General features: G+C 63.9%; 31 protein-coding genes. 18 read left to right on the top strand and 13 right to left on the bottom strand.

The annotated features are described in order from the left end of the window. The first annotated feature begins 29 nt into the window (after positions 1-29). The 3 genes from ACWGTO_RS03475 to ACWGTO_RS03465 all read left to right on the top strand — a co-directional run bounded on the left by ACWGTO_RS03475 (position 30) and on the right by ACWGTO_RS03465 (position 3,083). Positions 30-1,007, top strand: coding sequence for a tripartite tricarboxylate transporter substrate-binding protein (locus ACWGTO_RS03475; protein ID WP_454573449.1), 978 nt, complete (start codon positions 30-32; stop codon positions 1,005-1,007). Between the two features lie 84 nt (positions 1,008-1,091). Beyond that, the gene (locus ACWGTO_RS03470) at positions 1,092-1,565 is read left to right on the top strand and encodes a tripartite tricarboxylate transporter TctB family protein (protein ID WP_454573448.1); all 474 of its coding nucleotides are present in this window, start codon (positions 1,092-1,094) and stop codon (positions 1,563-1,565) included. A 9-nt stretch (positions 1,566-1,574) separates the two neighbouring features. After that, the gene (locus ACWGTO_RS03465) at positions 1,575-3,083 is read left to right on the top strand and encodes a tripartite tricarboxylate transporter permease (RefSeq protein WP_454573447.1); all 1,509 of its coding nucleotides are present in this window, start codon (positions 1,575-1,577) and stop codon (positions 3,081-3,083) included. Here the strand turns inward: ACWGTO_RS03465 and nth are convergent. Next, positions 3,080-3,880, bottom strand: coding sequence for an endonuclease III (gene nth / locus ACWGTO_RS03460; protein WP_454573446.1), 801 nt, complete (start codon positions 3,878-3,880; stop codon positions 3,080-3,082). The genes ACWGTO_RS03465 and nth overlap by 4 nt on opposite strands. A gap of 22 nt (positions 3,881-3,902) precedes the next feature. On the opposite strand from nth, the gene ACWGTO_RS03455 reads away from it, so the two are divergent. Continuing rightward, a complete protein-coding gene (locus ACWGTO_RS03455; protein ID WP_454573445.1) occupies positions 3,903-4,397 on the top strand; it encodes a DUF2244 domain-containing protein in 495 nt (164 codons plus the stop codon). Between the two features lie 10 nt (positions 4,398-4,407). Here ACWGTO_RS03455 and ACWGTO_RS03450 read toward each other — a convergent pair whose 3' ends face one another. Then, entirely contained in the window at positions 4,408-5,223 is an 816-nt protein-coding gene (locus ACWGTO_RS03450; RefSeq protein WP_454573444.1) for a class I SAM-dependent methyltransferase, read from the bottom strand. A 147-nt stretch (positions 5,224-5,370) separates the two neighbouring features. On the opposite strand from ACWGTO_RS03450, the gene ACWGTO_RS03445 reads away from it, so the two are divergent. The 4 genes from ACWGTO_RS03445 to ACWGTO_RS03430 all read left to right on the top strand — a co-directional run bounded on the left by ACWGTO_RS03445 (position 5,371) and on the right by ACWGTO_RS03430 (position 9,533). Next, complete coding sequence (locus ACWGTO_RS03445) at positions 5,371-6,276, top strand: methylated-DNA--[protein]-cysteine S-methyltransferase (RefSeq protein WP_454573443.1); 906 nt, start codon at positions 5,371-5,373, stop codon at positions 6,274-6,276. Positions 6,277-6,427: 151 nt separating this feature from the next. Next, positions 6,428-7,336, top strand: a complete 909-nt coding sequence (locus ACWGTO_RS03440) for a ribokinase (RefSeq protein ID WP_454573442.1) — start codon at positions 6,428-6,430, stop codon at positions 7,334-7,336. 5 nt (positions 7,337-7,341) lie between these two features. Then, positions 7,342-8,793, top strand: coding sequence for an amidase (locus ACWGTO_RS03435; RefSeq protein WP_454573441.1), 1,452 nt, complete (start codon positions 7,342-7,344; stop codon positions 8,791-8,793). 125 nt (positions 8,794-8,918) lie between these two features. Next, complete coding sequence (locus ACWGTO_RS03430) at positions 8,919-9,533, top strand: LysE family translocator (RefSeq protein ID WP_454573440.1); 615 nt, start codon at positions 8,919-8,921, stop codon at positions 9,531-9,533. A gap of 168 nt (positions 9,534-9,701) precedes the next feature. Here ACWGTO_RS03430 and ACWGTO_RS03425 read toward each other — a convergent pair whose 3' ends face one another. After that, positions 9,702-10,643, bottom strand: a complete 942-nt coding sequence (locus ACWGTO_RS03425; protein WP_454573439.1) for a nucleoside hydrolase — start codon at positions 10,641-10,643, stop codon at positions 9,702-9,704. A 144-nt stretch (positions 10,644-10,787) separates the two neighbouring features. Here ACWGTO_RS03425 and ACWGTO_RS03420 point away from each other — a divergent pair, with 144 nt between their 5' ends. After that, positions 10,788-11,213 (top strand): Hsp20 family protein, encoded by a 426-nt coding sequence (locus ACWGTO_RS03420; protein WP_023669741.1) that lies wholly within the window; start codon positions 10,788-10,790, stop codon positions 11,211-11,213. A 65-nt stretch (positions 11,214-11,278) separates the two neighbouring features. After that, positions 11,279-11,536, top strand: a complete 258-nt coding sequence (locus ACWGTO_RS03415) for a BQ00720 family protein (protein WP_023683072.1) — start codon at positions 11,279-11,281, stop codon at positions 11,534-11,536. 134 nt (positions 11,537-11,670) lie between these two features. Here ACWGTO_RS03415 and ptsN read toward each other — a convergent pair whose 3' ends face one another. From ptsN to lptC, 6 genes are all read right to left on the bottom strand, one after another. Further along, a complete protein-coding gene (gene ptsN, locus ACWGTO_RS03410; protein ID WP_454573438.1) occupies positions 11,671-12,135 on the bottom strand; it encodes a PTS IIA-like nitrogen regulatory protein PtsN in 465 nt (154 codons plus the stop codon). Between the two features lie 106 nt (positions 12,136-12,241). After that, positions 12,242-12,826 carry a ribosome hibernation-promoting factor, HPF/YfiA family gene (gene hpf, locus ACWGTO_RS03405; protein ID WP_454573437.1) on the bottom strand — a complete coding sequence of 195 codons (585 nt, stop codon included), beginning with the start codon at positions 12,824-12,826 and terminating at the stop codon, positions 12,242-12,244. 294 nt (positions 12,827-13,120) lie between these two features. Beyond that, positions 13,121-14,647 (bottom strand): RNA polymerase factor sigma-54, encoded by a 1,527-nt coding sequence (rpoN, locus tag ACWGTO_RS03400; protein WP_454573436.1) that lies wholly within the window; start codon positions 14,645-14,647, stop codon positions 13,121-13,123. A 215-nt stretch (positions 14,648-14,862) separates the two neighbouring features. Continuing rightward, positions 14,863-15,681, bottom strand: coding sequence for an LPS export ABC transporter ATP-binding protein (lptB, locus tag ACWGTO_RS03395; protein ID WP_454573435.1), 819 nt, complete (start codon positions 15,679-15,681; stop codon positions 14,863-14,865). Next, the gene (locus tag ACWGTO_RS03390) at positions 15,681-16,262 is read right to left on the bottom strand and encodes an LptA/OstA family protein (RefSeq protein ID WP_454573434.1); all 582 of its coding nucleotides are present in this window, start codon (positions 16,260-16,262) and stop codon (positions 15,681-15,683) included. Before ACWGTO_RS03390 ends, lptB begins: the two co-directional genes overlap by 1 nt. Continuing rightward, positions 16,249-16,962 carry an LPS export ABC transporter periplasmic protein LptC gene (gene lptC / locus ACWGTO_RS03385; protein WP_454573433.1) on the bottom strand — a complete coding sequence of 238 codons (714 nt, stop codon included), beginning with the start codon at positions 16,960-16,962 and terminating at the stop codon, positions 16,249-16,251. Before lptC ends, ACWGTO_RS03390 begins: the two co-directional genes overlap by 14 nt. 296 nt (positions 16,963-17,258) lie before the next feature. On the opposite strand from lptC, the gene sppA reads away from it, so the two are divergent. The 4 genes from sppA (at position 17,259) to ACWGTO_RS03365 (ending at position 19,975) form a co-directional block, all read left to right on the top strand. Then, the gene (sppA, locus tag ACWGTO_RS03380; protein ID WP_454573432.1) at positions 17,259-18,215 is read left to right on the top strand and encodes a signal peptide peptidase SppA; all 957 of its coding nucleotides are present in this window, start codon (positions 17,259-17,261) and stop codon (positions 18,213-18,215) included. A gap of 80 nt (positions 18,216-18,295) precedes the next feature. Continuing rightward, positions 18,296-18,580, top strand: a complete 285-nt coding sequence (locus tag ACWGTO_RS03375; protein WP_006200394.1) for an integration host factor subunit beta — start codon at positions 18,296-18,298, stop codon at positions 18,578-18,580. A 54-nt stretch (positions 18,581-18,634) separates the two neighbouring features. Next, entirely contained in the window at positions 18,635-18,979 is a 345-nt protein-coding gene (locus ACWGTO_RS03370) for a DUF1049 domain-containing protein (protein ID WP_454573431.1), read from the top strand. Positions 18,980-19,009: 30 nt separating this feature from the next. Further along, complete coding sequence (locus ACWGTO_RS03365) at positions 19,010-19,975, top strand: ornithine cyclodeaminase family protein (RefSeq protein WP_454573430.1); 966 nt, start codon at positions 19,010-19,012, stop codon at positions 19,973-19,975. On the opposite strand, the gene ACWGTO_RS03360 is transcribed toward ACWGTO_RS03365, so the two are convergent. From ACWGTO_RS03360 to ACWGTO_RS03345, 4 genes are all read right to left on the bottom strand, one after another. Continuing rightward, complete coding sequence (locus ACWGTO_RS03360) at positions 19,965-20,405, bottom strand: VOC family protein (protein ID WP_454573429.1); 441 nt, start codon at positions 20,403-20,405, stop codon at positions 19,965-19,967. The two genes, ACWGTO_RS03365 and ACWGTO_RS03360, sit on opposite strands and share 11 nt — an antisense overlap. 80 nt (positions 20,406-20,485) lie before the next feature. Beyond that, positions 20,486-20,920 carry an EVE domain-containing protein gene (locus tag ACWGTO_RS03355; protein ID WP_454573428.1) on the bottom strand — a complete coding sequence of 145 codons (435 nt, stop codon included), beginning with the start codon at positions 20,918-20,920 and terminating at the stop codon, positions 20,486-20,488. Beyond that, on the bottom strand, positions 20,917-21,297 hold the full coding sequence (locus ACWGTO_RS03350; protein ID WP_454573427.1) for a VOC family protein: 381 nt from the start codon (positions 21,295-21,297) through the stop codon (positions 20,917-20,919). Before ACWGTO_RS03350 ends, ACWGTO_RS03355 begins: the two co-directional genes overlap by 4 nt. Before the next feature lie 88 nt (positions 21,298-21,385). Beyond that, positions 21,386-22,084, bottom strand: coding sequence for a helix-turn-helix transcriptional regulator (locus ACWGTO_RS03345; protein WP_454573426.1), 699 nt, complete (start codon positions 22,082-22,084; stop codon positions 21,386-21,388). Positions 22,085-22,213: 129 nt separating this feature from the next. On the opposite strand from ACWGTO_RS03345, the gene ACWGTO_RS03340 reads away from it, so the two are divergent. The 4 genes from ACWGTO_RS03340 to acuI all read left to right on the top strand — a co-directional run bounded on the left by ACWGTO_RS03340 (position 22,214) and on the right by acuI (position 25,755). Beyond that, positions 22,214-23,290, top strand: a complete 1,077-nt coding sequence (locus ACWGTO_RS03340) for a class I SAM-dependent methyltransferase (RefSeq protein WP_454573425.1) — start codon at positions 22,214-22,216, stop codon at positions 23,288-23,290. Positions 23,291-23,324: 34 nt separating this feature from the next. Next, on the top strand, positions 23,325-24,182 hold the full coding sequence (locus ACWGTO_RS03335; RefSeq protein ID WP_454573424.1) for a TrmH family RNA methyltransferase: 858 nt from the start codon (positions 23,325-23,327) through the stop codon (positions 24,180-24,182). Then, complete coding sequence (gene lspA / locus ACWGTO_RS03330; protein ID WP_454573423.1) at positions 24,179-24,667, top strand: signal peptidase II; 489 nt, start codon at positions 24,179-24,181, stop codon at positions 24,665-24,667. Before ACWGTO_RS03335 ends, lspA begins: the two co-directional genes overlap by 4 nt. Before the next feature lie 98 nt (positions 24,668-24,765). Beyond that, positions 24,766-25,755: an acrylyl-CoA reductase (NADPH) gene (gene acuI, locus ACWGTO_RS03325; RefSeq protein WP_454573422.1), complete on the top strand. Its 990-nt coding sequence runs from the start codon at positions 24,766-24,768 to the stop codon at positions 25,753-25,755. Positions 25,756-25,787: the final 32 nt, after the last annotated feature.

The following is a 25,787-nucleotide window of genomic DNA, read 5'->3' as shown; positions in this document are numbered from 1 at the left end:
GGAAATTGATATCCTGGGAGGAGATCACGATGAGGAAATTCGTTACCGCCCTGGCCGCCGCCGCGGCCGTCACGCTTTATTCGTTCACCGCCGGCGCACAGACCTATCCCGAGCGCACCATCACCGTCGTGGTGCCGTTTGCGGCCGGCGGTCCGACCGACACGGTCACGCGCCTCGTCGCCGAAGCCATGTCGAAGGATCTCGGCCAACAGATCATCGTCGAGAATGTCGGCGGCGCCGGCGGGACGCTGGGCGCCGGCCGCGTCGCCAACGCCGACCCGGACGGCTACACGCTGCTCCTCCATCACATCGGCATGGCGACAAGTGCGACGCTCTACAGGAAGCTCGCCTACGACACGCTGAACGCCTTCGAATATGTCGGCCTCGTCACCGAGGTGCCGATGGCCATCGTCGCCCGCAAGGATTTGGAGCCGACCGATCTGAAAGGGCTGGTCGAATACGCCAAGGCCAACAAAGACTCCATCACCGTCGCCAATGCCGGCATCGGGGCGGCCTCGCATCTGTGCGGCATGCTGTTCATGAGCGCCATCGGCACGCCTCTGGTCACCGTGCCTTACAAGGGCACCGGGCCGGCCATGACCGACCTTCTCGGCGGCCAGGTCGACATGATGTGCGACCAGACCACCAACACCACCAAGCAGATCCAGGGCGGCACGATCAAGGCCTATGCCGTCACCACGCCGGAACGCCTGGATGTGCTGAAGGACGTGCCGACCACGATCGAAGGCGGCCTGCCCGCCGTGCAGGTCGGCATCTGGCACGGCCTCTATGCCCCCAAGGGCACGCCGGCCGCGGTCACCGACCGCCTGTCGAAATCGCTCCAGGTCGCGCTGAAAGACCCCAATGTCATCGCCCGCTTCGCCGAACTCGGCACCAAGCCGTCATCGGAAGCCGATGCGACGCCGACGGCGCTGAAGGCCAAGCTGGAAGGCGAGATCACGCGCTGGAAGCCGATCATCGAAGCCGCCGGACAGTACGCTGATTGATGGCTTGAACGGGGCGCTTCCGGCGCCCCGCTTTCATTCGTTTCACAGTAGCAACGGCAGGCCCCGGAGCCTGGGAGGACCGTCATGAAACCCTTCGCAATCGACAGGACAAACGGCCTGTGCGCCGCGCTGTTCATCTTTTTCGGCGCCTTTTTCGCGATACAATCGCTCGGCCTCGAAATCGGCACCGCCTTCCGCATGGGACCGGGCTATTTCCCGCTGGTGCTGGCGATCGTGCTGATCGTGCTGGGCGCCATCATCCTCGTCCAGGCGGTGCGCGTCGAGGGCGAGCCGGTCGGTCCTATTGCCTGGCGCGGCATGTTCTTCATCCTGCCGGCGCCGATCTTCTTCGGCCTGACGGTGCGCGGCCTCGGCTTCGTCCCGTCGATCTTCTTGACGTCGCTGATCGCCGCCTTTGCCAGCGGCCGCATGAAGCCGCTGACCGCACTTGTGCTGTCGGCCGGCCTGACGCTGTTTTCGGTGCTGGTCTTCAGCTACGCGCTCGGGCTGCCGTTCCAGCGCTTCGGCCCCTGGCTGCCCCAATGGCTGGCATTGTGAGGTGACGGGATGGACCTTCTCAAAAACCTCGAGCTCGGCTTTTCGACGGCCACAACGCCGGCAAATCTCGGCTTCTGCCTGATCGGCGTGCTGCTCGGCACGCTGATCGGCGTCCTACCCGGCATCGGCGCCACCGCAACCATAGCCATGCTGTTGCCGATCACCTTCCAGATCGGCGACCCGGTCTCCTCGCTGATCATGCTCGCCGGCATCTACTACGGCGCCCAGTATGGCGGCTCGACCACCGCCATTCTCATCAACATGCCCGGCGAATCCTCGTCGGCCGTGACCGCCATCGACGGCTACCAGATGGCCCGCAACGGCCGCGCCGGGGCGGCACTGGCCATCGCCGCGATCGGCTCGTTCTTCGCCGGCACGGTGTCGACCTTCCTGGTCGCCGTCTTTGCTCCGCCGCTGACGGCGATAGCGCTGCAATTCGGCGCGGCGGAGTATTTTTCGCTGATGATCGTCGGCCTCGTCTCGTCCGTCGCGCTCGCCCACGGCTCGATCGTCAAGGCGCTGGCGATGGTCGTGCTCGGCCTGCTGCTCGGCATTGTCGGCACCGACATCTACACCGGCACGCCGCGCTTCACGCTCGGCATCCGCGAATATGCCGACGGGCTGAACTTCGTCGCGGTGGCGGTCGGCGTCTTCGGCGTCGCCGAGATCCTGCGCAACCTCGAAAACGAGCATGAGCGCTCGGTGATGATCAAAAAAGTCTCCGGATTGATGCCGACCCGCGACGACTTCAAGCGCATGGCGGCGCCCATCGTGCGCGGCACCATCATCGGCTCGGCGCTCGGCATCCTGCCTGGCGGCGGAGCGGTGCTTGCGGCCTTTGCCTCCTATACGGTCGAGAAGCGTGTGTCGAAAAACCCGAAAGAATTCGGCAAGGGCGCCATCGCCGGCGTCGCTGGACCGGAATCGGCCAACAATGCCGGCGCCCAGACCTCCTTCATTCCGATGCTGACGCTGGGCATTCCGGCCAACCCGGTCATGGCACTGATGATCGGCGCGATGATCATCCAGGGCATCGTGCCCGGTCCCAATGTCGCGACCGAACAGCCGGCGCTGTTCTGGGGCATCATCGCCTCGATGTGGATCGGCAATCTGATGCTGATCGTGCTCAACCTGCCGCTGATCGGGCTGTGGGTGAAGCTCCTGACGATCCCCTATTATGTGCTCTTCCCGATCATCATGGCGTTCTGCTCTATCGGCGTCTACAGCGTCAACACCAACGCCTTCGATCTGCATGCCGTCGCCTTCTTCGGCCTGCTCGGCTACGTCCTGACCAAGCTGCGTTGCGAACCCGCTCCGCTGCTGCTCGGCTTCGTGCTCGGCCCGCTGCTCGAGGAAAACCTGCGCCGCGCTATGATCCTGTCGCGCGGCGACCCCTCGACCTTCGTGACACGGCCGATCAGCACCGGCCTGCTGCTCGTTGCGCTGGCCGTGCTCGTCGTCGTCTTCCTGCCGTCGGTCAAGAAGAAGCGCGAAGAGGTGTTCGTGGAGGAGAACTAGTTATCCGGGGCGTCGGAGGGGCCGAGCGCCGCGATTTCCACCAGCGGCGCCGGCACGTCTGTCGTCTTCTCCGCCGCCTTGCAGATATCGGCGATGACGCAGGCCGGGCAGTCCGGCTTGCGCGCCTTGCAGACATAGCGGCCATGCAGGATCAGCCAGTGATGCGCATGGCGCATATATTCATCCGGAATGATCCTCAGCAGCCCTTGCTCGACCTCCTCCGGCGTCTTGCCGGGCGCCAGGCCGAGCCGGTTGCCGATGCGGAAAATATGGGTATCGACCGCCATCGTGTGCTGGCCGAACGCCATGTTGAGCACGACATTGGCGGTCTTGCGCCCGACCCCCGGCAGGTTGACCAGTTCATCGCGTTCACCGGGCACCTCGCCACCATGGTCGCGGATCAGCGCTTCGGACAGCGCAATGACATTCTTGGCCTTGTTGCGCCAGAGCCCGATGGTTTTGATGTACTCGCCGACCTTGGCCTCGCCCAGCGCCAGCATTTTTTCAGGCGTGTCGGCGACCTTGAACAGCGCCCGCGTCGCCTTGTTGACGCCGGCGTCGGTCGCCTGCGCCGACAGCACCACCGCCACCAGCAGCGTAAACGCGTTGACGTGCTCGAGTTCGCCCTTCGGCTCAGGCCGCTGCACCGAAAACCGCCGGAAGATCTCATGCACTTCGGCCGCACTGTAGAGCGACCGGGCCGGCTGTGGCCGCGGCTTGGCGTTCGAGCCATCGCGCCGGCCGGGCAGGAGTTCACTTTTGGGTAGCGGAAGATTTTTGGACTTGGGGGTCGCCATTCCCTTCCTATAATATCCCCGCATGAGCGACACAAACGCCTCGTTTCAGGCTGACGAGCCCTTCTTTCACGCATTGCTGACCCCACACCGGTCGCTGGGCAAGACGGGCTTCCTGATCCTGATGAGCACGCTGCTGTTCGGCTGGGCGGTGACAGGCGCATTCTTCCTGTCGCGTGGCGCCTGGCCGGTGTTCGGCTTCTTCGGCCTCGACGTGATCGCCGTCTACATCGCCTTCCGCGCCAACTACCGCGCAGCTCGCGCCCGCGAGGAGGTCTCGGTGTCGCGCACCAGCCTCGACATCCGCAAGACCGCACCCTCGGGCAAGTCGGAAGCGCACCGCTTCAATCCGTTCTGGGCCCGCTTTTCCGTTGCCCGCCATGCCGAGATCGGCATCACCAAAATGGTAGTGGAGGCACAGGGCCAGAATGTGCCGATCGGATCATTCCTTGACCCCGACTCTCGCGAGAGTTTTGCTACGGCCTTTTCACGTGCGCTGACGAAAGCCAGGATACGCTAGAGCCGGCGCCTCAGAACCGGAAGCGCAGAATCCTGCCGACCTTGCGCAATGCGGGAATGTTTCTCCAGAGCGCGATGAACAGCTTTGAAGACCAGCCCATGTGAGCTGTACGTTCAGCGCTGTAGGCCGAGATATCGTCGACAAAACGCAGCTTCGGAACAGCGCGCTCCAGTTCGTGCGGATCGTCGATCGCCCAGTGGACCTCGGCCCCCGTCGCCCTGATGGTCGGGTTGAGGCGCAACATCTTCAGGCCGAAGCGGCTGTAGGCGTCGAACATCAACTCGCCGCCGGAGAGATGCGAGACAAGGCGCGACAACAGCCGTGGCCCCTCCTCTGCCGGGAGATAGGGCGTCAGTCCTTCCATCACCACCACGGCCGGGCGGTTGCGGGGCACCTCAGCCAGCCAGTCCGGATCGGTCACCGAAGAGCCGACCAGGTGATAGTGCTCCCGGGACGGGTAGAGCTTGCGCCTGATCGCGATGACATCCGGGAAGTCGACGTCGAACCACTCCACGCCGTCTGGCGGATCGACACGGAAGATGCGCGTGTCGAGCCCGCAGCCGAGATGCAGCACGATGGCGCCGGGATTCCTGGCGATGAAGTCCTGGACGCGGACATCGTACGTCTTCGCCCGGATCGCCAGCCCGATGCCCAGATTGGTGTCGACCTTGAGCCGCGAGAAATCATAGTCGATCTTGCGCACAGCATCATCCGCGAAACGGTCTCTGAGCAGCGAACCGGGCAGCCGGCTCTCCAGCGCCTTGCCGTAGAGCGTCATCAGCAAGGTCTCCCTTGCCCCGGTCAGGTTTACCTTTTCGCCGGCCATCGGCATCTCCCGGTTCGCAATCCAGTGTCTATCTCGGCCAGTGTCTATCTGGGTCAGCTTCTATCTGGGTTTGCGCCGCAACAAGGCAAGTTTCGGGTGGTTGCAAAGGGCGGGAAGACCGATATTCGCGGTCAAGGAGATATTGCCATGAACGCCCAGATGACCATGAATACGCAGATGAAACCGACAGCGATCCTGCAGCACGACATCACTCCCGAAGGCAGCGACTACGAGGTCGTGCGGCGCGCCATCGAGAAGATCAGCCTCGACTATCGCGACCAGCCGTCGCTGGAAGCCTTGGCCGCCGATGTCGGCGAGACGCCGACCGGGCTGCAGAAACTGTTCACCCGCTGGGCCGGCCTGTCACCGAAGGCCTTCCTGCAGGCGGTCACGCTCGACCATGCGCGCAAGCTGCTCGATTCCGGCATGCCGCTGCTCGAAACGTCGTTCGAGCTCGGCATGTCCGGCCCCGGCCGGCTGCACGATCTGTTCGTCACCCATGAGGCGATGTCGCCGGGCGACTACAAGACGCGCGGCGCCGGGCTGACCATCCGCTACGGCTACCACATCTCGCCCTTCGGCATCGCCCTGATCATGGTCACCGACCGCGGTCTTGCGGGGCTGGCCTTCAACGATCCGGGCGGCGAGCGGGCGGCCTTCGCCGACATGTCGGGCCGCTGGCCGAACGCGACCTATGTCGAGGATATGAGCGCCACCCGGCCCTATGCCGCGCGCATTTTCGATCCGACGCTGTGGCGCGCCGACCAGCCGCTGCGCGTGGTGATGATCGGCACCGACTTCCAGCTGCGCGTCTGGGATGCGCTGCTGAGGATCCCGATGGGCAGGGCATGCACCTATTCCTCGATCGCCGCCGGCATCGGCGCGCCGAAGGCAAGCCGGGCGGTGGGTGCGGCGGTCGGCGCCAACCCGTTGTCCTTCGTCGTGCCGTGCCACCGGGCAATCGGCAAGTCCGGCGCGCTGACTGGCTATCATTGGGGCCTGACGCGCAAGCGCGCCATCCTCGGCTGGGAAGCGGGCCAGACCGCCTCCTGATGAAGCACCCCGCGTAAGCAACGCCGGCGAAAACCCTTCGCCGGCGTTTTTCTTTCTGCGAGCCCTCGGAAATTACGCAAAAATTCTGCCTGCTCTGGCAAGCCGCCGGCTTACAGGTTAGCTTCCCGCGCATTCCGCAGGAGGCATTTTCTTGATCATCGTTGTCGGCTCGATCAACCTCGACCTCATCGCCAATGTCGACCGCTTGCCCTCGCCGGGTGAAACGGTCCGCGGCTCCGGCTTCACCACTGCTCCCGGCGGCAAGGGCGCTAACCAGGCGCTGGCTGCGGCGCGCGCCGGCGCCAAGGTGCGCATGGTCGGTGCCGTCGGCAAGGACAACTTCGCCACCGACGCGCTCGCCCTGCTTGTGGCCGGCATGGTCGATCTCTCCGGCGTCGGCCAGAGCTTCGCTTCCACCGGCACGGCGCTGATCCTGGTCGGCGCCGATGGCGAGAACGTCATCGCCGTGGTGCCAGGCGCCAATGATTCTGTGCTGCCCGGCGATCTCGCAAAGGCTTTCCTTGCGAAGGGCGACGTCGTCCTGCTGCAGCACGAAATCCCGCTGCAGACCGTCGAAGCCGCTCTTGACGCCGCGCGCGCCGCCGGTGCGGTCACCGTGCTCAACACCGCGCCCTTCCGCAGCGAGGCCGCTGCCTTTCTCGGCAAGACCGACTACGCCGTCGCTAACGAAACCGAATTCGACCTCTACGGCGAGGCGCTGTCGCTGAAAGGGCGCGACCGCCCAGCGCGCATGCGCGACTTCGCCGGCAAGACCGGCCGCACCATTGTCGTCACGCTCGGCGGCGATGGCGTGCTGGCGGCGACGCCGGACGATTTCCTGACCGTGCCGGCGCTGAAGATTACGCCGGTCGACACGGTCGGCGCCGGCGACACGTTTTGCGGCTATCTCGCTGCCGGGCTGGCGTCCAACCTGCCGCTCGAACAGGCTCTCACCCGCGCCGCAGCTGCCGGTTCGCTGGCCTGCCTGAAGCCGGGCGCCCAGCCGGCGATCCCGCTGGCGGCGGATGTCGATGCCGCCCTGCGAAACAACGCCGGTTGACAGCCATGCGCCCCGCCACGAAGCACGCCGTGCCGCCGGCCGGCGACATCTGCCGCCTGTCCGCCATCGACCTTGCCGAGGCAATCAGACTGCGTCGCCTGTCCGTGCGCGAGGTGGTCGCCGCATTCCTCGACCGTATCGACGCTGTGAACCCGCTGGTCAACGCCATCGTCTCGTTGCGCGAGCGCACGGACATTTTGCGCGAGGCCGACGCAGCTGACGCGCATCTGGCTCGGGGCAAGCCGGCCGGCTCGCTGTTCGGCCTGCCGATGGCGATAAAAGACCTCGCCATGACCAACGGCTTGAGGACCAGTTTCGGCTCGCCGATCTTCGCCGATTTCGTCCCGCAGGAGGACGATTTCTTCGTCGAGCGCATCCGCAATGCCGGCGCCATCATCATCGGCAAGACCAACGTTCCCGAATTCGGACTGGGATCCAACACCTACAACGACGTGTTCGGCCCGACGTTGAACGCTTTCGATCCGGCGCTCACCGCCGGCGGTTCGAGCGGCGGCGCTGCGGTCGCCCTTGCGCTGGACATGGTTCCTGTCGCCGACGGCAGCGATTTCGGCGGTTCGCTGCGCAATCCGGCTGCCTGGAACAATGTCTATGGCTTCCGCCCGTCGCAGGGCCTTGTCCCCGGCGGACCGGACGTCGAGGTCTTTCATGCCCAGATGGGCGTCGACGGGCCGATGGGCCGCGGTGTGGGTGACATAGCACTGCTGCTCGATGTGCAGGCGGGCTACCATCCGCACGCGCCATTGTCCTGGGAGAAACCCGGCTCGTTCCTCGAAGGGCTGGCCACGCCGGCAACCGGCGGCCGCATCAGCTGGCTCGGCGATCTCGGCGGCCATCTGCCGGTTGAAACAGGCATCCTCGATCTATGCGAATTTGCACTCGGGCGCTTCGCCGAGGCCTCCTTCGTGACCGAGCCCTTGCTGCCGGATGTCGATTTCGAAGCGCTGTGGCAGGCCTTCGTGACGCTCCGCCAAGCAAGCAGCGGCACGGCGCTCAAAATCCACTATGACGATCCGCACAAACGTGGCCTGCTAAAGCCGGAAGCCGTGTGGGAGGTCGAGAACGCCATGCGGCTGACAGCGCCGCAAATCCGCGCGGCCTCGGTCGTCCGCACCTCCTGGCACCGGACGCTGCTGGCGCTGTTCGACCGCTTCGACCTCATCGCGTTGCCGACGGCGCAGGTGTTCCCTTTCGAAATCGGCACGCACTGGCCGCATGAAGTCGCCGGGCGCGCAATGGACAGCTACCATCGCTGGATGCAGGTTTCGGCCTTCGCTACGCTGGGCGGCTGTCCGGCGCTCAACGTGCCGGTCGGCTTCGACGCCAAGGGCAGGCCGATGGGCATGCAGCTGATCGGCCGACCGCGCGGCGACCTCGCCGTGCTGCGCGTGGGCGCGGCCTATGAGGCGGCTCTGCCGTGGCAGGTCGGAGCGAGCTGACGTCAATTCGCGACCGAAGGCGACCTGTCCTGACGGCTTGCACCAGAGTCGATGGCGTGCATTGATCAGGCCCTGACGCGCCGAGCGAGGCGCATTCTGCCTGAGGAAATCCCCGAGGAACCCCAATGTCGCTGGAACTCTACGCCGCCTATGTCCTTGCCTGCATCGTCATCATCCTGGTGCCCGGTCCGACGGTGACGCTGATCATCGCCAACAGCATTCGCCACGGCGCGCGCGCCGGGCTTGCCAATGTCGCCGGCACGCAGGCCGGGCTTGCCGTGATGATCGCCATTGTCGGCATCGGCCTCAACACGCTGATCGCGGGCATGGGCCACTGGTTCGAATGGGTGCGCCTGATCGGCGCCGCCTATTTGATCTGGATGGGCGTGCAGATGTTCCGCTCCAGGGGCACGCTGAACGCCGACGGCACGGCGAGGAAGCCGCGCGGCGGCTTCTTCCTGCAGGGCTTGGCTGTGGCGCTGAGCAACCCGAAGACGCTGGTGTTCTTCGGCGCCTTCTTCCCGCAGTTCATCGCCCCGCAGGGCAATTACACGCTGCAGATCGTCGTCATGGGCTTCACCGCCATGATCTTCGCCGCCGTCTCGGACTCGACCTATGCGCTCGCCGCCAGCCGCGCCGGACGCCTGCTTTCAGCCAGCCGCATCAAGCTGATGTCCAGGATCAGCGGCAGCTTTTTGGTCGGCGGCGGCCTGTGGCTCGCCTTTTCGAAGGCGAAGTAAGCGCCTTTCCTTCCCCCTTCTTGTGGGGGAAGGTGGATCGGCGCGATAGCGCCGAGACGAATGAGGGGTGTTCCAGCGGAGTGAGACGTCAGCGTCCTAGAACAGCCCTCATCCGCCGCCTTCGGCGACACCTTCTCCCACAACAAGGGGAGAAGGCAAAAGAAGCGCCTAAAGCCGCGCCAACCTCTCCGTCAGGAGCGCGAAAAAGGCGTCATGGTCGATGTCGCGCATGACCATGGCGTTCTTCGGCCGCTTGGTCACGCCCCACCAGTCGATCACGGTCATGCCCATGGTGAGCTCGGAAGCCGTTTCGACGGTGACGTTGCAGTTGCGGCCCTTGAACAGCTCCGGCTTCAACAGATAGGCGATGACGCACGGGTCATGCAGCGGCCCGCCATCGGTGCCGTATTTCTCCTCGTCGAAGCGCTCGAAGAATTCCAGCATCTCGGCCGTGGCGGTGCCGACCCGGGTGCCGAGCTTGCGGATGGCTTGCGTGCGCTTGGCCGTGGTCAGTGCCTTGTGGGTGACGTCGAGCGGCATCATGACGATCGGAATGCCCGATTTGAACACCAGGTCGGCGGCCTGCGGGTCGACATAGATGTTGAACTCTGCGGTCGGGGTAACATTGCCGCCCTCGAAGAAACCGCCGCCCATCAGCACGATTTCCTTGATGCGCGGTGCGATCTTCGGTTCGCGGATCAGCGCCAGCGCGACATTGGTGAGCGGACCGAGGGCGCACAGCGTGATCGTGCCGGCCTCTTCCTTCATCAGCGTCTCGACGATGAAATCGACTGCATACTGGCCCTGCAGTTTCATCTTCGGATCGGGCAGTTGCGGGCCGTTGAGGCCGGTCTTGCCGTGCACTTCCTCGGCGGTGACGAGTTCGCGCGCCAGCGGGCGGATGGCGCCGGCATAGACCTTGATATCGGGCCGACCGGCCAGTTCGCAGATTTTTCTGGCGTTCTTTTCGGTCAATTTCAGCGGCACGTTGCCGGCAACAGCGGAGATGCCGACGATCTCCAGCTCGGCGCTGCCGAGCGCCAGCAATATGGCGACGGCATCATCCTGGCCGGGATCCGTGTCGATGATGATCTTGCGGGTCTGGGGCATTTCATTTCCTTATGCGGGGGAGTCTTTTTGGCGGGGGTGTTCGGCGGCTTGAACTTGGCCGCGGCGCGGACCATATCAAGACCATCGGGAAAAATGCCATCCGGGTTTTTCCAGTTTATGTCGCTCCAAAGAGGACAGTGTAACATGAGCCGAATGACGCCCTTCTCCAGCCCGCTTCTCCTGGGTTTCGATGCCATGGAAAAGACCCTGGAAAGATTGGCGAAATCCGGTGACAGCTATCCTCCCTACAACATCGAGCGCCTCAGCGGTGCCGACGGCAAGGCCGAAAGGCTGCGCATTACGCTCGCTGTAGCGGGATTCGCCGAAAGCGATCTCGATGTCACCACGGAGGAAAACCAGTTGGTCGTGCGCGGCCGTCAGACCGACGACACCGAGCGCGAATTCCTCCACCGCGGCATCGCCGCGCGCCAGTTCCAGCGTTGTTTCGTGCTGGCCGACGGCATGCGGGTGATCGCAGCGGAACTGAAGAACGGCCTTTTGTCGATCGATCTCGATCGGCCTGATACCGAACGGCTGGTACGGAAAATAAATATATCGGTGAAAGACTGATCTTTACCGATGGCTCTCATGCGGGATGGCCTTGAGCGGCGTCCTCGCGCCAAGGAGGCTTTGAAATGACTAGAACTGACGAAACCATCACCATGACCAGCGGCGAATTCGCCCATCTCGGCGAAGGCTCGGTCGCTTACCTCCGCAAGGTCTCGAGCGACGAACTGCTGGGACGTTTCCCCAATCTCGGCGAAATAGCGCCCGGCATGGTCCTGTGGGCCTTGTTTGCCGCCAACGGCCAGCCGATCCTGCTTTCGGACGCCAAGGACCGGGCTCTGGCCGGCGCCATGGAAAACGACCTGACGACGGTCGCCATCCACTAAAACCATGATCCCGAAAAGTGGGAACCGGTTTTCGGGCAAGATCATGGTCGACCGATAGAAATAGGCGACTGTCACGATCGGAAATGCAAAGGGCCGCCTTTGGCGGCCCCTGGAAGCTTAATCCAACAAAACCTTCAAGCTGCGTGCGAAGCCTGCGTGTCCGACAACAGCGCGTGGATGGCGACCGCATCGCGCGTGCCTCGGATCTTCGCCACCGTGTCGGCGTCGCGCAACACCCGGGCGATGCGCGACAGCGCCTTGAGGTGATCGGCGCCGGCGCCTTCCGGGGCCAGCAGCAAGAACACCAGATCGACCGGCTGGTCGTCCAGCGCCTCGAAATCGACCGGCGTCTCCAGCCGGGCAAAGACGCCGGCGATGCGATTGACCCCGGCGAGCTTGCCGTGCGGAATGGCGATGCCGTTGCCGACGCCGGTGGAACCCAGCCGTTCGCGCTGCAGGATGGTGTCAAACACTTCACGCTCCGGAATGCCGGAAATCGCCGCCGCTCTCTCGGACAGCAATTGCAGAAGCTGCTTTTTGGAGTTCGCCTTCAACGCCGGCAAGATCGCCGGAACGTTGATAAGATCGCTCAGATCCATGCTTGAAAATCCCTTATTCGCCTGCCGTCGCCAGTCCTCGCCCCTCGCGCGGCTGGCTATTATCTCTGTGCGACCATTGTCGTCACGCCCGTGCGACCCATTGTCGTCACGCCTGTGCGACTTTGGTCGTGGACGGGTCGATCCAGCCGATATTTCCGTCCGGCCGCCGATAGACGATGTTGAGGTGGTCGTTTCCGGCGTTGCGGAAGACGAAGACCGGGCTCTCCTTGGTGTCGAGCTCGATGACTGCCGACGCCACCGACATGGTCTGCAGCGTCATGGTTGATTCGGCGACGATGGCCGGGGCGAAATCCTCCGGAATCTCCTCGTCGTCGTCGGCCAGCGGCGCCATCACCGTATAGGCGATGTCGGTGATGTCGCCATTTCCATTGCCTGAATTGTGCGATTTCAGACGGCGCTTGTAGCGCCGAAGCCGGGTTTCGAGGCGATCCGCAGCCGCCTCGAAGGCAAGCGTTGGATCCTGTGCATCGCCGGTCGCCTGCAGCGAAGCGCCGGAATCCAGCCTGATCATGCAATCGGCCGAATAGCGCGACCCCGATTTGATGACGGTGACATGCCCTGAAAAACCGCGATCGAAATATTTACCGATCGCCTCGCCGACACGATCTGTGATGCGCGTACGAAACGCATCGCCGATATCCATGTGCTTTCCCGATATGCGCAGCTTCATCTGAAAACTGACCTTCCTTGCTCAGGCTTCAAACTGGCCAGAGTTTATACTCGTGATCCGTGCGCACAAGCTTTGCGGCGTCAACTCGCGCCGATTTTAGATCCGAACTTTCCGGTTGATCACAATCCGCCTTCTTGGCCGTCCCGTGGCCTTCATCGTGACGGACCATCCGCATGCGGGTCTAGAAGCCCGTCTCATGCGGGCGGGCTTCTAGACACTTCATTGCAGCTTGTCAATGAAGGTCTGGAGTTGTGGAAATCCAGCTATAGCAAAAGCCCTGCCGGGCAAGCAGAACTAGCGCCCGGCGCTGGCCAGCGCGCGCTTTTCACGCCGCCGCTGCACCGATGAGGGAATGTTCATGCCTTCGCGGTATTTGGCCACGGTGCGTCTGGCGATATCGACGCCGCTTTCCTTCAACATGTCGACGATGGCGTCATCGGAAAGCACGTCGGCGGGCTTTTCCTCGTCGATCAGCTGCTTGATGCGGTCGCGCACCGCTTCCGAGGAATGCGCGTCGCCGCCGCCCGACGCCGCGATCGAGGCGGTGAAGAAATAGCGCAGCTCGAACACGCCGCGCGGCGTCAGCATGTATTTGTTGGCCGTCACCCGGCTGACGGTCGATTCGTGCATGCCGATGGCATCGGCCACCGTGCGCAGGTTGAGCGGCCTGAGGTGACGCACGCCATGAACGAGAAAAGCGTCCTGCTGGCGCACGATTTCCGACGCCACTTTCAGGATCGTCTTTGCCCGCTGGTCGAGGCTGCGCGTCAGCCAATTGGCGTTCTGCAGGCATTCGGCCAGGAAATCCTTCTCCGCCTGGTTCTTGGCCTGCGGCGAGACCTGGGCGAAATAGATGTGGTCGACCAGAACCCGCGGCAGCGTCTCGGCATTGAGCTCTACCGTCCAGCTGCCGTCATTGGCCGCGCGCACCTCGACATCGGCGACGATGGCGTCGCTGGTGCCGCCCGAAAAAGCCGTGCCCGGGCGCGGGTCGAGCGCTCGGATTTCGGCCAGCATGTCGAGGAGATCCTCCTCGTCGACCCCGCAAAGCCGTTTCAGTGTCTGGAAATCGCGCCGCGCCAGGAGTTCGAGGTTGCCGACCAGCGTCTTCATCGCCGGATCGAGCCGATCGCGCACGGCAAGCTGCAGCGACAGGCACTCGGCAAGGTCGCGCGCAAACAGGCCGACCGGCTCGAATGTCTGGCAGACCACCAGCACCTTGGCCACCATGGCCTCATCGGCGCCCAGCCGTTTCGCGATCTCGACAGGGTCAGCGCGCAGATAACCGGCCTCGTCCAGGCCATCGGCCAGTTCGCCGGCAATCAGCCTTGCGGCCGGATCGGCAAAGGCAAGCGCGATCTGCTCGCCGACATGCTGGCGGAGCGTGATTGCCGCGGCAGCCATGTCGCCGACGTCGAAGCCTTCGGACGAGCTGGACGAACCATTGCCGGTGGCGGACTTCCACTGCGCCGTCAGGTCGGGACCGAGCCGCTCGCTGGTGCCGGGATCATCAGGAAACAGGTTCTCCAGTGAGCTGTCGAGCTTGTCCGAGATCGCTTCGGCGCTCCACACCGTCTCGCTCTCGAACCAGTCGCCATCGGCGGCAGGCTCAAGCGCGGTGTCGCCCTTCTGCACCTGGTCGCTTGCCGCATCTTCCTGGGGCTCGGCGCGCTCCAGCAACGGATTGCGCTCGATCTCGTCGTCGATGAAGTGGTCGAGCTCGATATGGGTGAGCTGCAGCAGCCTGATCGACTGCATCAGCTGCGGCGTCATCACCAGCGACTGGGATTGTCGTAGCTGTAATTTCGCCGCCAGCGCCATGGTTCGGTTTCAAACGCCCTTCTGTACCAGGAAGCCTACACATCAGAAGCTGCCGGAAAATGAATTTTTCCGACCCTCCATAAAAACTGGCCCAGCTTTTGCTTGTCAAGGCGAATGGCGGCGAAAGGGCCCTTACCGGAGCATTATCTCACGCAAATCGGAGAAAAAGGCCCGGCGGGGCGGCAAAAAGTAGCGTCAGGAAACAAATTTCACGCTCAGAGCGTAAAACCCTCACCGAGGTAAAGCCGCCGCACATCGGGGTTCGCCACCACCTCGTCGGCGCGACCATGCGTCAGCACCTGGCCGGCATGGATGATGTAGGCGCGGTCGATGAGGCCGAGCGTTTCGCGCACATTGTGGTCGGTGATGAGCACGCCGATGCCGCGCGCCGTCAGATGGCGCACAAGCTGCTGGATGTCGGCCACCGCAATCGGGTCGATGCCGGCGAAAGGCTCGTCGAGCAGCATGTAGGCCGGCCGCGTCGCCAGGGCGCGGGCGATTTCCAGGCGCCGCCGCTCGCCGCCGGACAGCGACATGGACGGCGACTTGCGCAGATGGCTGATATGGAATTCCTCGAGCAGTTCGTCGAGATTGCGCTCGCGCACCTTGCGATCCTTCTCGACCACTTCGAGCACGGCGCGGATGTTCTGCTCGACATTGAGGCCACGGAAGATCGACGCTTCCTGCGGCAAATAGCCGATGCCGAGGCGGGCGCGGCGATACATCGGCATCGACGTGACGTCGAAACCGTCGATCTCGATCGTGCCTTCGTCCACCGGCACAAGGCCTGTGACCATGTAGAAACAGGTGGTCTTGCCGGCGCCGTTCGGGCCGAGCAGACCGACAGCCTCGCCGGCGCGCACACCGATGGTGACGCCGCTGACCACCTTGCGACCCTTGTAGCTCTTGGTCAGACCCTTGGCGATCAGGGTGCCCTTGAACTTCGTGGACTCGACGGTGACTGTGTCGGGTGTGGCAACTTTGCTGGCTGCCCGTCCCGGAAGACGGGTCAGCAGCGACGATACGCCGGCCATCAGTTCTTCGGCGCCTCGGATTTCGGCGGCGGCGTCATCGACATGATGACGCGCTTGCCGCAACCATCGACCTGAGCCAGGCCACTCTTCATCTGCACGGTGAGCTTGCAGCCCTTGAGCACGTTGGGGCCCTGGGACAGCACGACTTCATTGCCTGATAGGACCAGAACCTGCGTCTTCATGTCGAACGTGGCGTTGTCGCCAGTGGCAATCTGGTCATTCGACTTCATGTAGACCTTGTTCTTGACCACCAGGTGATCGATGTTAGCCGAACCTGTCATCGCAGACGCGCCGGCGGCCGCACCCTTGGCGGCATTTGGGTCCTTGACGTAGTAGACCTCCATGCTGCCAGCCTTGAGCAAAGTCGGCCCTTGCGTAACGGTGACGTTGCCGCTGAACAGCGCCATGCTGTCGGCCTGGCGGACCTCGAGCTTGTCGCTCTCGATCTGGATCGGCTGGTCACCCGACAATTTGAGCCCGGACTGGCTGCTGGCGCTGGACTGAGCCCAGCACGGCGCCATGCCCAGCAACAGCAAGGCCGAAGCTGCGGCGACAAGCCGTGCCGAATTACTGGGACGCATTCGATTCTCCGCTCTTTGCCTCTGCCGCCTTCATAGTGGCCGGATCGATGTGGACGCTTACCTTGTTTTCGAACACGACAACCTTGCCGTTTTCCTCGACCGCCATCGAACCCGCCGTGATCCGCGAACCATCACGGCTGACATCGACCGGATCACCTGTCTTCATAGAGCCTTTGCCCATATCGAGGAAGACCGATTTGAACTTCGCCTCGACACCGTCGGTGGTGGTTACGGTGACGTCGCTGGTCATGTCCATCGTGTTGGCGTTTCGGTTGTAGATGCCGCGCTTGGCCTCGACCGTTGCCACATTGTCGGCCGTCAGCGGCAGTTTGGCATGGATGCCTTCGAGTTCGATGATGTCCTGCTTGCCGACGTCCTGGATGGCGCGCAGCGCCGTCAGCGAATAGGGCAGCTTGCCCTTGGTGAAGCCGTTCAGCTTGGGGTTAGCCATCACCAGCTTGCCATCGGAATAGGCGGTGCCGTCGGCCTGTATCGAGATCGAGACCGGCGCTGCGAGATAGGAATAGACCGGAAAGGCAACCGCGATGCCAGCGGCAAGCAGCGGCACTGCGAACTTCAGCACGCGCACGCGGCGCGAATGGCGCTGGGCACGGTCGAAGGCGTCGCCGCGCGTGCTCGCTGGCGCCGTGTGCGCCAAGGCCGCATCGGCGTTGGTCGTTTCGTTCGATCGCGCTAGCATGACTGTCTTCTAATAAACCCTTGTCCGCCAAAACACCTGCTATAGGTGGGTTGCCGGCCCCCGCAAGCAAGCACAAGCGGAGGAAAACCGCAAAAATGTGACGGCCGCTGTTTTACAGACGGAATTCAGGCGACACAGTTTCGGCACTTCATAGCAGAAACGGACGCGCCGCGTAATTATTTCCTGAAATGCTGGCGGCCGTGACGGTCGCTTCGTCGCAGGCCCGTGAGGAAGAGGTAGCCGGGCGCGGATGCTTGCTTTAAAAGCATCGCTTCCCACCGACCATGAGGCAGACCATGGCACTGAGAGCCGACGACCTGATCGACCGCCGCCGCTTGCGGCGCAAGCTGACCTTCTGGCGCGGCGCGGCCATCGTCATCGTGGCGCTCGGGGTGGTTGCGCTTGCAAGCTGGTTTTATGGCGAAGACATTGGCGGTACTTCCGTCGACCACATCGCCAAGGTCAGGATCGAAGGCACCATCACCGAGGACGAGGAACTGATCAAGCGGCTGGAGACCATCCGCACGTCCTCGCAGGTCAAGGGCGTCATCCTGGCCATCGATTCGCCCGGCGGGACCACGGTCGGCGGCGAATCGATCTACGAGGAGGTGCGTAAGCTCGCCGCCGACAAGCCGGTGGTGGCAGAGGTCGGCACGCTGGCAGCGTCGGCCGGCTACATGATCGCCAGCGCCAGCGACCATATCGTCGCTCGCAAGACCTCGATCGTCGGCTCGATCGGCGTGCTGATCCAGTATCCCGATCTCAGCGGCCTGATGGACAAGGTCGGCATCAAGCTCGAAGAGGTGAAATCCTCGCCGCTGAAAGCCGCGCCCTCACCCTTCAAGCCGACCAATGACGACGAGCGCGCCATGGTCCGCAAGCTCATCCTCGACAGCTATGACTGGTTCGTCGGCATCGTCGCCGAGCGCCGCAAGATGACCCGCGAGCAGGCACTCGTCCTGGCCGACGGTTCGATCTTCACCGGCCGCCAGGGCCTTGCCAACGGCCTGATCGACGCTGTCGGCGGCGAAAGCGTGGCCATCGACTGGCTGGCGACCAAGGGCGTCGACGCAAAGCTCAAGGTGGTGGAATGGAAGGACACCGAACGGCGTGGCGGCTTCCTGTTCTCGAAGGCAATAGCGCGCAGCGTCGGCAGCGCGCTCGGCCTGTCGGACGCCGGCAGCGACGTCCTTCACGAAATTGGCGCGGATCGCTTGTTTCTTGACGGTCTCGTTTCCGTCTGGCACCCTTGATCTGCCGTTTGGGGCGAGTAAAAAAGCAAATAAAATCATCCTGATAATTTGACCGCAGCGCTTTCACGGGGACCTTTCTGATGATCAAATCCGAGCTTGTACAGATCATTGCCACGCGCAACCCGCATCTTTTCCTGCGCGACGTCGAAAACATCGTGGGGGCGATATTCGACGAGATCACCGATGCCCTTGCCGAAGGCAACCGGGTCGAGTTGCGCGGCTTCGGCGCTTTTTCGGTGAAAAATCGCCCGGCCCGGACCGGCCGCAACCCGCGCACCGGCGAATCCGTCGAGGTCGAGGAGAAGTGGGTGCCGTTCTTCAAGACCGGCAAGGAATTGCGTGAAAGGCTGAACGGCGGCAAATAAGCGCGGACGTGACGCGTCGGCCTTCTCAAGGCTCTGCCTTCCCAGGGAATCTCCATGTTCAACCGCTTCATACTTATCGTGGTCTTCGTGCCGCTGGCTGTCATCCTGATTGCGCTGGCCGTCGCCAACCGCGAGCTGGTCGCCTTCACGCTTGACCCGTTCAACCCCGGCAACCCGAAGCTGACGCTGAACTTGCCGCTGTTCATCTTCCTGTTCGCGGCACTGGCCATCGGCATGGTCATCGGCAGCCTGGCGACATGGGTCAAGCAGGGCCGCTACCGCAAGCTGGCGCGCCAGCGCGGTGTCGAGGCCGAGAATTTGCGTCAGGCGGTCAGCCGTGTGCCGGCCGCGCCGCAAGGCTCTGCCCCAGAGACGGCGCTGCCGAAGCCAACGGCCTGAGCCAGCGCTTTTATCTTCGCGGAGTTTTGCATGCTGACCATTTCGGCCGACGCTGTCGACCAGGCGCTGACCTTTCCAGGGCTGGTCGAGACATTGCGCGCGGCCTTCCGCGACGGCGCCGTGCAGCCGGTCCGCCATCACCATGCGGTCGAGCGGCCCGACGGTGCGGCTTCCACCCTGCTTCTGATGCCGGCCTGGACCGACTTCAATGCCGCCGGCACATCGGCGGGCGGCCATATCGGCGTCAAGATCGTCACCGTATCGCCCGACAACAACGCCATCGGCAAGCCGGCGGTGATGGGCCTCTACCTCTTGCTCAACGGCGCCACCGGCGAGCCCGAAGCGCTGATCGACGGCCAGCGGCTGACACAGTGGCGCACCGCTTGCGCCTCGGCGCTGGCCGCATCCTATCTCGCCCGCGAGGACGCCTCGCGGCTCCTGGTGGTCGGCGCCGGTGCGCTATCGCCGTTCCTGGCCAAGGCGCATTCGGCAGTGCGGCCGATCAAGACCATCCGCATCTGGAACCGCACGCCGGCCAATGCCGAAAAGGTCGCGGCTGATTTGCGCGGGGATGGTTTCAACGCCGAAGCCGCAAGCGATCTCGATGCCGAGCTTGCCGAAGCCGACATCGTCTCCTCGGCGACGATCACGACGACACCACTGGTCAAAGGCGCGCGGCTGAAAGCAGGCGCGCATGTCGATCTGGTCGGCGGCTTCACGCCGACGATGCGCGAAAGCGATGACGACGCGATCACTCGTGCCCGCGTCTATGTCGACACCCGCGCCGGCGCCACCAAGGAAGCCGGCGACATCGTCCAGCCGCTCGCCTCCGGCGTGCTGAAACCGGAGGCTATCGTCGCCGATCTGCACGAACTGGCGCGCGGCGAGAAAAAGGGCCGGCAGAGCCCCAGTGAGATCACGCTGTTCAAATCGGTCGGCGCCGCGCTCGAGGATCTCGCCGCCGGGATTGCCGTCTACAACGCGCTCAAGTCGTAGCGTCTGGCCGTGCCGGCGCCACGGCACCAGCCTTGCGGTCGAACTTCCGGATCGCTTCCGCGCTGACCGGGGTGAAGAAGTTCACCAGATTGCCATCGGGATCGCGCAGCAGCAGCGATCTGTTGCCCCATGGCATCGTCGTCGGCGTCTGTACGAAGCCGCCGATGACGTTCGCCAGCCTGCTGTACTCCGCATCGACATCGCCGACACGAAACTCGATGATCGCTGAGCGATTGGCGGCCGGCTGCGCTACATCCACCCCGAACAGCGCCAGCGTGCGCGTGCTGCCGATCGCCAGTGTGCAGGAAGCGGTGGCCAGTTCCGCGAAATCCGGCGTGAACCAGGTCGCGGTCAGGCCGGTGATGGCCTCGTAGAAGGCCACCAGAGGCTTGATCTGGTCGGTAATGATGCGGATCGAGACGAAGTCCATACTATTTTCCTTTGAACAAGTGCGGCGGTTCAGACCACCATTGTATTGTTGTCGGACAAGCCTGCTGATGGCTTGGCGCCTCACGCCGCCTCGGCGATTTTGACGTCCATCGCCTGCGCGATAAGCAGGAAATCGTGCTGGCCGATCTCGAACAGGCCAAAGCGCAGCTGATAACCCCAGTTCAACTTGCCCTTGGTGAAATCAAGCTTATCGAGCAGCGGCTTGACCGGCGCTTCCGCCCCGTTCGACCAAGCAACGTCGCGCCGGAACGGCGCGAAGCCGCCGCCCATCTCGCCCTGATAAGGTTCGCCGTCGCGCACCGTGCCGATGGCGGTAAAGGCCTGCAGCCCGTCCTTCTCGCCGAGCACGGTGCTCGACGAATAATAGACCACACCGTCGCCGGGCTTGATTCGGCGCAGCGGCGCCGCCCTACCGTGGTTGACCTGCATGAAGCCGTCAGCGCGGCCGCGTCGAACATGTTGGGCGGAAGCCACAGCGATCCAATGGGCGGTCATCCCTGGGCTCCTTCGAACGGCCAATAGACACGCAGGCGATGGTTGTCCGGATCGAGAGCAACGAAGGTGCGGCCGAAATCCAGATCAGTGGGCACCTGCAGCATGTCGAGGCCGCGGCTCGCCCAATCCGCATGCGTGGCGTCCACCTCTGCCGCGTTTTCGACTGCCAGCACAAGTTCGCCGCCTCCGCCCGTCGCGGCGGCCGCCGGCTCCACGGTATGGCGCGACCAGAGGCCGAGCTTGAAGCCCTTGTCGAGAACGAACAGCACGAAGGTCGGCGACGCCTCCACCGGCTGGCGTCCGAGGAGCGCGCTGTAGAAGGCGCCGCTCCGCTCCGGGCTGTCGACATAGAGGATGACGAAATTGGGGGTGTGCATGTCCGCTCTCCAAGGGTTTCGATGGGAAGAGCATAGACGGCGCTACTGTCAATTTCTGGCAGCATCGATTTCAAAAGCGTTTAAAAAATCACGCGTCGGTTTGGCGCTTCGACGCATCCATCATCACCCGCCATTCCTTCAGCAGCACCTGCCGACGACGCGGATAGCGGATAGCGGTGGTGTTGAGATCGGACATGCGGTCGGCGCGAAAATGGCGGAAATCCTGCCGCGTCTCGCACCAGGCCGCCACCACCCGCACCTTGTCGAAGAAGCCGAGCGCAAACGGCCAGACCAAGCGCTGGGACGCGGCGCCGCCGGCGTCACGATAGAGAAAGCCGAGTTTTCGCTCGTCGCGGATCGCCTGGCGCACCACGCCGAGGTCGATGCTTTCGACCAAATCGCTGCGTGGCCCGACCAAGAGCGCGGTGGCATCGAGATCCTCGCGCAAATCGTCCGGCAGGACGGCGGCGATCTTGGCCAGCGCATCGATGGCTGCTTCAGACAGCCGCTTGTCCGGTTGTCTGGCAACCCAACGCGATCCGAGCACAATGGCCTCGATCTCTTCGTCGGTGAACATCAGCGGCGGCAGCATGAAGCCGGGCTTCAGCACATAGCCCAGCCCCGCCTCGCCCTCGATCGGCGCGCCCTGCCCCTGCAGCGTGGCGATATCGCGGTAAAGCGTGCGAATCGAAACACCCATCTCGCCGGCAAGCGTGCGCCCGCTGACCGGCCGGCGATGCCGGCGCAGGGTCTGGATCAGGTCGAGCAGGCGTTCGGAACGGGACATGATCCCAGATTTGCCTGTTTCCTCAAGGGAGGTCCACCACCTCAGACATTCGGTATGCTGGACCATTTTGTTTGCGCAGCCGGTGACCCTATGTCAAAAGCGGCCTGCCGCCTCCGGAGACGCTCCTGCTTGAAGTCTTTTCGCGACAAACGCCGCGACAACCGTCCGCCCGCAAAGGGCAGGGCCGAACATGCGCGGCCGCGGCCGGACACAGTCCGATCGGAAGCCAAACCGCAGCGCAACGAAACAAAACCGGACGACCGGTCTGATCCCAAGCCGGCGCCTCGCATCCTGGCGCGCCGCGATGGCGCCCTGCCCGCCGAACGCCTGCCGGTGATCCTGGAAGTGGCGCCCAATCAGGATTATGCGTTGCTCGACAGCGGCGCCGGCGAAAAACTCGAACAATACGGGCCCTACCGCATCGTGCGGCCGGAGGGTCAGGCGATCTGGCAAAGGGCCCTGCCGGCGAGGGACTGGGACCGCGCCGACGCCATCTTCACCGGCGACACCGACGAAGAAGGCATCGGCCGCTGGCGCTTTCCCAAAACGCCGCTCGGCGAGACCTGGCCGATGAAGCATGACGGCATCGACTATCTCGGCCGCTTTACCTCGTTTCGCCATGTCGGCGTGTTCCCCGAGCAGGCTTCGCACTGGGACCACATGGCAGGGCTGATCGCGGCGGCGAAGCGCCCGGTCAAGGTGCTGAACCTGTTCGGCTACACTGGGCTCGCGTCTCTGGTGGCCGCCCGCGCGGGCGCGGAGGTTACCCATGTCGATGCGTCGAAGAAGGCGATCGGCTGGGCGCGTGAAAACCAGGAAATGGCCGGCCTTGGCTCGAAGCCGATCCGCTGGATCGTCGATGACGCAGTGAAATTCGCCGAGCGCGAGGAGCGCCGCGGCAGCCGCTACGACATCATCCTGTTCGACCCGCCGGCGTATGGCCGCGGCCCCAAGGGCGAGGTCTGGCTATTGTTCGAGGATCTGCCTGGGCTGACCGACCTCTGCCGCGCGATCCTGACGCCGAAACCGCTGGCCATGGTGCTGACCGCCTATTCGATCCGTGCCTCCTTCTTCGCCATCCATGCCTTGATGCGCGACACCTTTGCCGGCATGGGCGGCACGGTTGAGTCAGGCGAACTGATCATCCGCGAGCAATCCGCTGGGCGGGCGCTGTCGACGTCGCTGTTTTCACGCTGGGTGGCCTGAATGCCCGGGAAACCTGAATGCCCCGGAGTTTTCAATGAATGAGCGGCACGCCGGTGCGCCGGGGCAGGTGAAGGAAGTCACCAGCCTCGCCAACCCGCTGATCAAGGACATCAAGGCACTGGCGCAGAAGAAATTCCGCGATCAGCAGAACGCCTTCATGGCCGAAGGGCTGAAGCTGGTGATCGACGCGCTCGACCTCGGCTGGTCGATCAGGACGCTGGTTTTCGGCAAGGCCGGGCGCGGCAACGCGGCCGTCGAGAAGGTGGCGGCGCGCACGGTTGCCGCCGGCGGCACGGTGCTCGAAGTGTCGGAAAAAGTGCTGGTCGCCATCACCCGCCGCGACAACCCGCAAATGGTGGTCGGCGTCTTCGCCCAGAAGATGCTGCCGCTGAAGGACATCCGCGCTCATGACGGTGACGTCTGGGTGGCTCTCGACCGGGTGCGCGATCCCGGCAATCTCGGCACTGTCATCCGCACTGTCGATGCCGTCGGCGCCAAAGGCGTCATCCTGGTCGGCGAGACCACCGATCCGTTTTCCGTCGAAACCGTCCGCGCCACCATGGGCTCGATCTTCGCGGTGCCGGTAACCAGGGCCACGCCGGAAGCGTTCCTGGCCTGGCGAAACAGCTTTTCAGGCCTCGTCGTCGGCACCCATCTCAAGGGTGCGGTCGATTACCGCTCGGTCGATTTCTCCCGAGGCCCGGTGCTGCTGATGATGGGCAACGAGCAGCAGGGCCTGCCCGATAGTCTGGCCGAAAGCTGCGACCGGCTGCTCCGGATTCCGCAGGCCGGCCGCGCCGATTCGCTTAACCTGGCGGTCGCCACTGGCGTCATGCTGTTCGAGATCCGCCGCGGCGCCCTGAAGCTTGCCCCCGAGGATACCAAACCGTGAAATCATGGTCCCCCTACGTCCTGCTGGCCATCGTCGCCTTTGCGCTCGATCAGTGGATAAAATATCTGGTCGAGACCAGCCTCGCCTTTCAGGAGAAGATTGATCTGGTACCGTTCCTGGCGCTGTTTCGCACCTTCAACACCGGCATTGCCTTCTCGATGTTCGAGTCCTTCGGCGACACCGGCCTGGTGGTGATTGCGGTTCTCGTCGTCGCTTTCGTGCTATATCTCGCGACGCGTACGCCGCCCGGCCATGTGCTTGCCCGCATCGGCTTCGCGCTGATCGTCGGCGGCGCGCTCGGCAATCTCGTCGACCGCGCTACGTATGGCCACGTCATCGACTACATCCTGTTCCACACGCAGACTTGGTCCTTCGCCATCTTCAACCTCGCCGACGCCTGCATCTCGGTCGGCGCCGTGCTGGTCGTCTTCGACGAACTCATCGGCTGGCGGCGCGAGGCTAAGCCGCAAAGTCCCGACGCTTGAACGCCCGACTCTTTTGACCAATTGACCTCGCCGGACCGTCGCCGCACAGTTCGGCCAGTTTTGCCAGTCTTCGCAGCTGCTCGCCCGAGGAGAAAAAAGTGTCCGAGACGTTCAAAGCCCTCCTCGTTTCGCGCGATGCCGAAAAGAAGCAATCGGTCGAGATTGTCGACTTCACCGAAGCCGATCTGATGGAAGGCGATGTCACCGTCGCTGTCGAAGCGACGACGGTCAATTACAAGGATGGGCTCGCCATATCTGGCAAGGCGCCGGTGATCCGCCGCTGGCCGCTGGTGCCGGGCATCGATTTCGCCGGTACCGTTCTCTCGTCGTCGCATGCCGACTGGCGCAAGGGCGACAAGGTCATCCTCAACGGCTGGGGCGTCGGCGAAACGCATTTCGGCGCCTATGCCGGGCGCGCCCGCGTCAAGGGCGACTGGCTGGTGCCGCTGCCCGACGGCATCAGCGCCCACAACGCAATGGCGGTCGGCACCGCTGGGTATACGGCCATGCTGAGCGTGATGGCGCTGGAGCGGCACGGCATCCTGCCGGATCGCGGCCCGGTGGTGGTGACGGGGGCAGCCGGCGGCGTCGGCTCGGTCGCGGTCTCGATCCTGTCCAGCCTCGGCTACCACGTCATCGCCTCCACCGGCCGCAACGCCGAGAGCCCCTATCTGATCGACCTCGGTGCCGCCGAAGTGATTTCGCGCGAGGAACTCTCCCTGCCGGCCAAGCCGCTGGCCAAGGAGCGCTGGGCCGGCGGCATCGATGCCGTCGGCAGCCATACGCTGGCCAATGTGCTGTCGATGACCGCCTATGGCGGCGCGGTCACCGCCTGCGGCCTGGCCGGCGGTATGGACCTGCCGTCGAGTGTCGCCCCGTTCATCCTGCGCGGCGTCTCGCTGCTCGGCATCGATTCGGTGATGGCGCCCAAGGCCGTGCGACTGGAAGCATGGCGCCGCATCGGCACCGATCTCGACCTGGGAAAGCTCGCCAGCCTGTCGACGACCATCGGCTTCGACGGCATCATCGCCGCCGCCCACGACATCGTCGACGGCAAGATCAGGGGTCGCGTGGTCGTGGATATGTGAGACCCCGAAGCCACCGGAACGGCGGCAAAAAT

The sequence above is a fragment of the Mesorhizobium sp. PL10 genome (assembly GCF_053714315.1).
Note: the sequence above shows the minus strand (reverse complement) of the source record. Positions and strands in the feature narration are given on the sequence as shown.

Excerpts from the sequence above, each read along its gene's own strand:
- ACWGTO_RS03475 (WP_454573449.1), top strand. The coding sequence starts at position 30 with ATGAGGAAATTCGTTACCGCCCTGGCCGCCGCCGCGGCCGTCACGCTT.
- ACWGTO_RS03470 (WP_454573448.1), top strand. The coding sequence starts at position 1,092 with ATGAAACCCTTCGCAATCGACAGGACAAACGGCCTGTGCGCCGCGCTG.
- ACWGTO_RS03465 (WP_454573447.1), top strand. The coding sequence starts at position 1,575 with ATGGACCTTCTCAAAAACCTCGAGCTCGGCTTTTCGACGGCCACAACG.
- nth (WP_454573446.1), bottom strand. The coding sequence starts at position 3,880 with ATGGCGACCCCCAAGTCCAAAAATCTTCCGCTACCCAAAAGTGAACTC.
- ACWGTO_RS03455 (WP_454573445.1), top strand. The coding sequence starts at position 3,903 with ATGAGCGACACAAACGCCTCGTTTCAGGCTGACGAGCCCTTCTTTCAC.
- ACWGTO_RS03450 (WP_454573444.1), bottom strand. The coding sequence starts at position 5,223 with ATGGCCGGCGAAAAGGTAAACCTGACCGGGGCAAGGGAGACCTTGCTG.
- ACWGTO_RS03445 (WP_454573443.1), top strand. The coding sequence starts at position 5,371 with ATGAACGCCCAGATGACCATGAATACGCAGATGAAACCGACAGCGATC.
- ACWGTO_RS03435 (WP_454573441.1), top strand. The coding sequence starts at position 7,342 with ATGCGCCCCGCCACGAAGCACGCCGTGCCGCCGGCCGGCGACATCTGC.
- ACWGTO_RS03430 (WP_454573440.1), top strand. The coding sequence starts at position 8,919 with ATGTCGCTGGAACTCTACGCCGCCTATGTCCTTGCCTGCATCGTCATC.
- ACWGTO_RS03425 (WP_454573439.1), bottom strand. The coding sequence starts at position 10,643 with ATGCCCCAGACCCGCAAGATCATCATCGACACGGATCCCGGCCAGGAT.
- ACWGTO_RS03420 (WP_023669741.1), top strand. The coding sequence starts at position 10,788 with ATGAGCCGAATGACGCCCTTCTCCAGCCCGCTTCTCCTGGGTTTCGAT.
- ACWGTO_RS03415 (WP_023683072.1), top strand. The coding sequence starts at position 11,279 with ATGACTAGAACTGACGAAACCATCACCATGACCAGCGGCGAATTCGCC.
- ptsN (WP_454573438.1), bottom strand. The coding sequence starts at position 12,135 with ATGGATCTGAGCGATCTTATCAACGTTCCGGCGATCTTGCCGGCGTTG.
- hpf (WP_454573437.1), bottom strand. The coding sequence starts at position 12,826 with ATGAAGCTGCGCATATCGGGAAAGCACATGGATATCGGCGATGCGTTT.
- rpoN (WP_454573436.1), bottom strand. The coding sequence starts at position 14,647 with ATGGCGCTGGCGGCGAAATTACAGCTACGACAATCCCAGTCGCTGGTG.
- lptB (WP_454573435.1), bottom strand. The coding sequence starts at position 15,681 with ATGGCCGGCGTATCGTCGCTGCTGACCCGTCTTCCGGGACGGGCAGCC.
- ACWGTO_RS03390 (WP_454573434.1), bottom strand. The coding sequence starts at position 16,262 with ATGCGTCCCAGTAATTCGGCACGGCTTGTCGCCGCAGCTTCGGCCTTG.
- lptC (WP_454573433.1), bottom strand. The coding sequence starts at position 16,962 with ATGCTAGCGCGATCGAACGAAACGACCAACGCCGATGCGGCCTTGGCG.
- sppA (WP_454573432.1), top strand. The coding sequence starts at position 17,259 with ATGGCACTGAGAGCCGACGACCTGATCGACCGCCGCCGCTTGCGGCGC.
- ACWGTO_RS03375 (WP_006200394.1), top strand. The coding sequence starts at position 18,296 with ATGATCAAATCCGAGCTTGTACAGATCATTGCCACGCGCAACCCGCAT.
- ACWGTO_RS03370 (WP_454573431.1), top strand. The coding sequence starts at position 18,635 with ATGTTCAACCGCTTCATACTTATCGTGGTCTTCGTGCCGCTGGCTGTC.
- ACWGTO_RS03365 (WP_454573430.1), top strand. The coding sequence starts at position 19,010 with ATGCTGACCATTTCGGCCGACGCTGTCGACCAGGCGCTGACCTTTCCA.
- ACWGTO_RS03360 (WP_454573429.1), bottom strand. The coding sequence starts at position 20,405 with ATGGACTTCGTCTCGATCCGCATCATTACCGACCAGATCAAGCCTCTG.
- ACWGTO_RS03355 (WP_454573428.1), bottom strand. The coding sequence starts at position 20,920 with ATGACCGCCCATTGGATCGCTGTGGCTTCCGCCCAACATGTTCGACGC.
- ACWGTO_RS03350 (WP_454573427.1), bottom strand. The coding sequence starts at position 21,297 with ATGCACACCCCCAATTTCGTCATCCTCTATGTCGACAGCCCGGAGCGG.
- ACWGTO_RS03345 (WP_454573426.1), bottom strand. The coding sequence starts at position 22,084 with ATGTCCCGTTCCGAACGCCTGCTCGACCTGATCCAGACCCTGCGCCGG.
- ACWGTO_RS03335 (WP_454573424.1), top strand. The coding sequence starts at position 23,325 with ATGAATGAGCGGCACGCCGGTGCGCCGGGGCAGGTGAAGGAAGTCACC.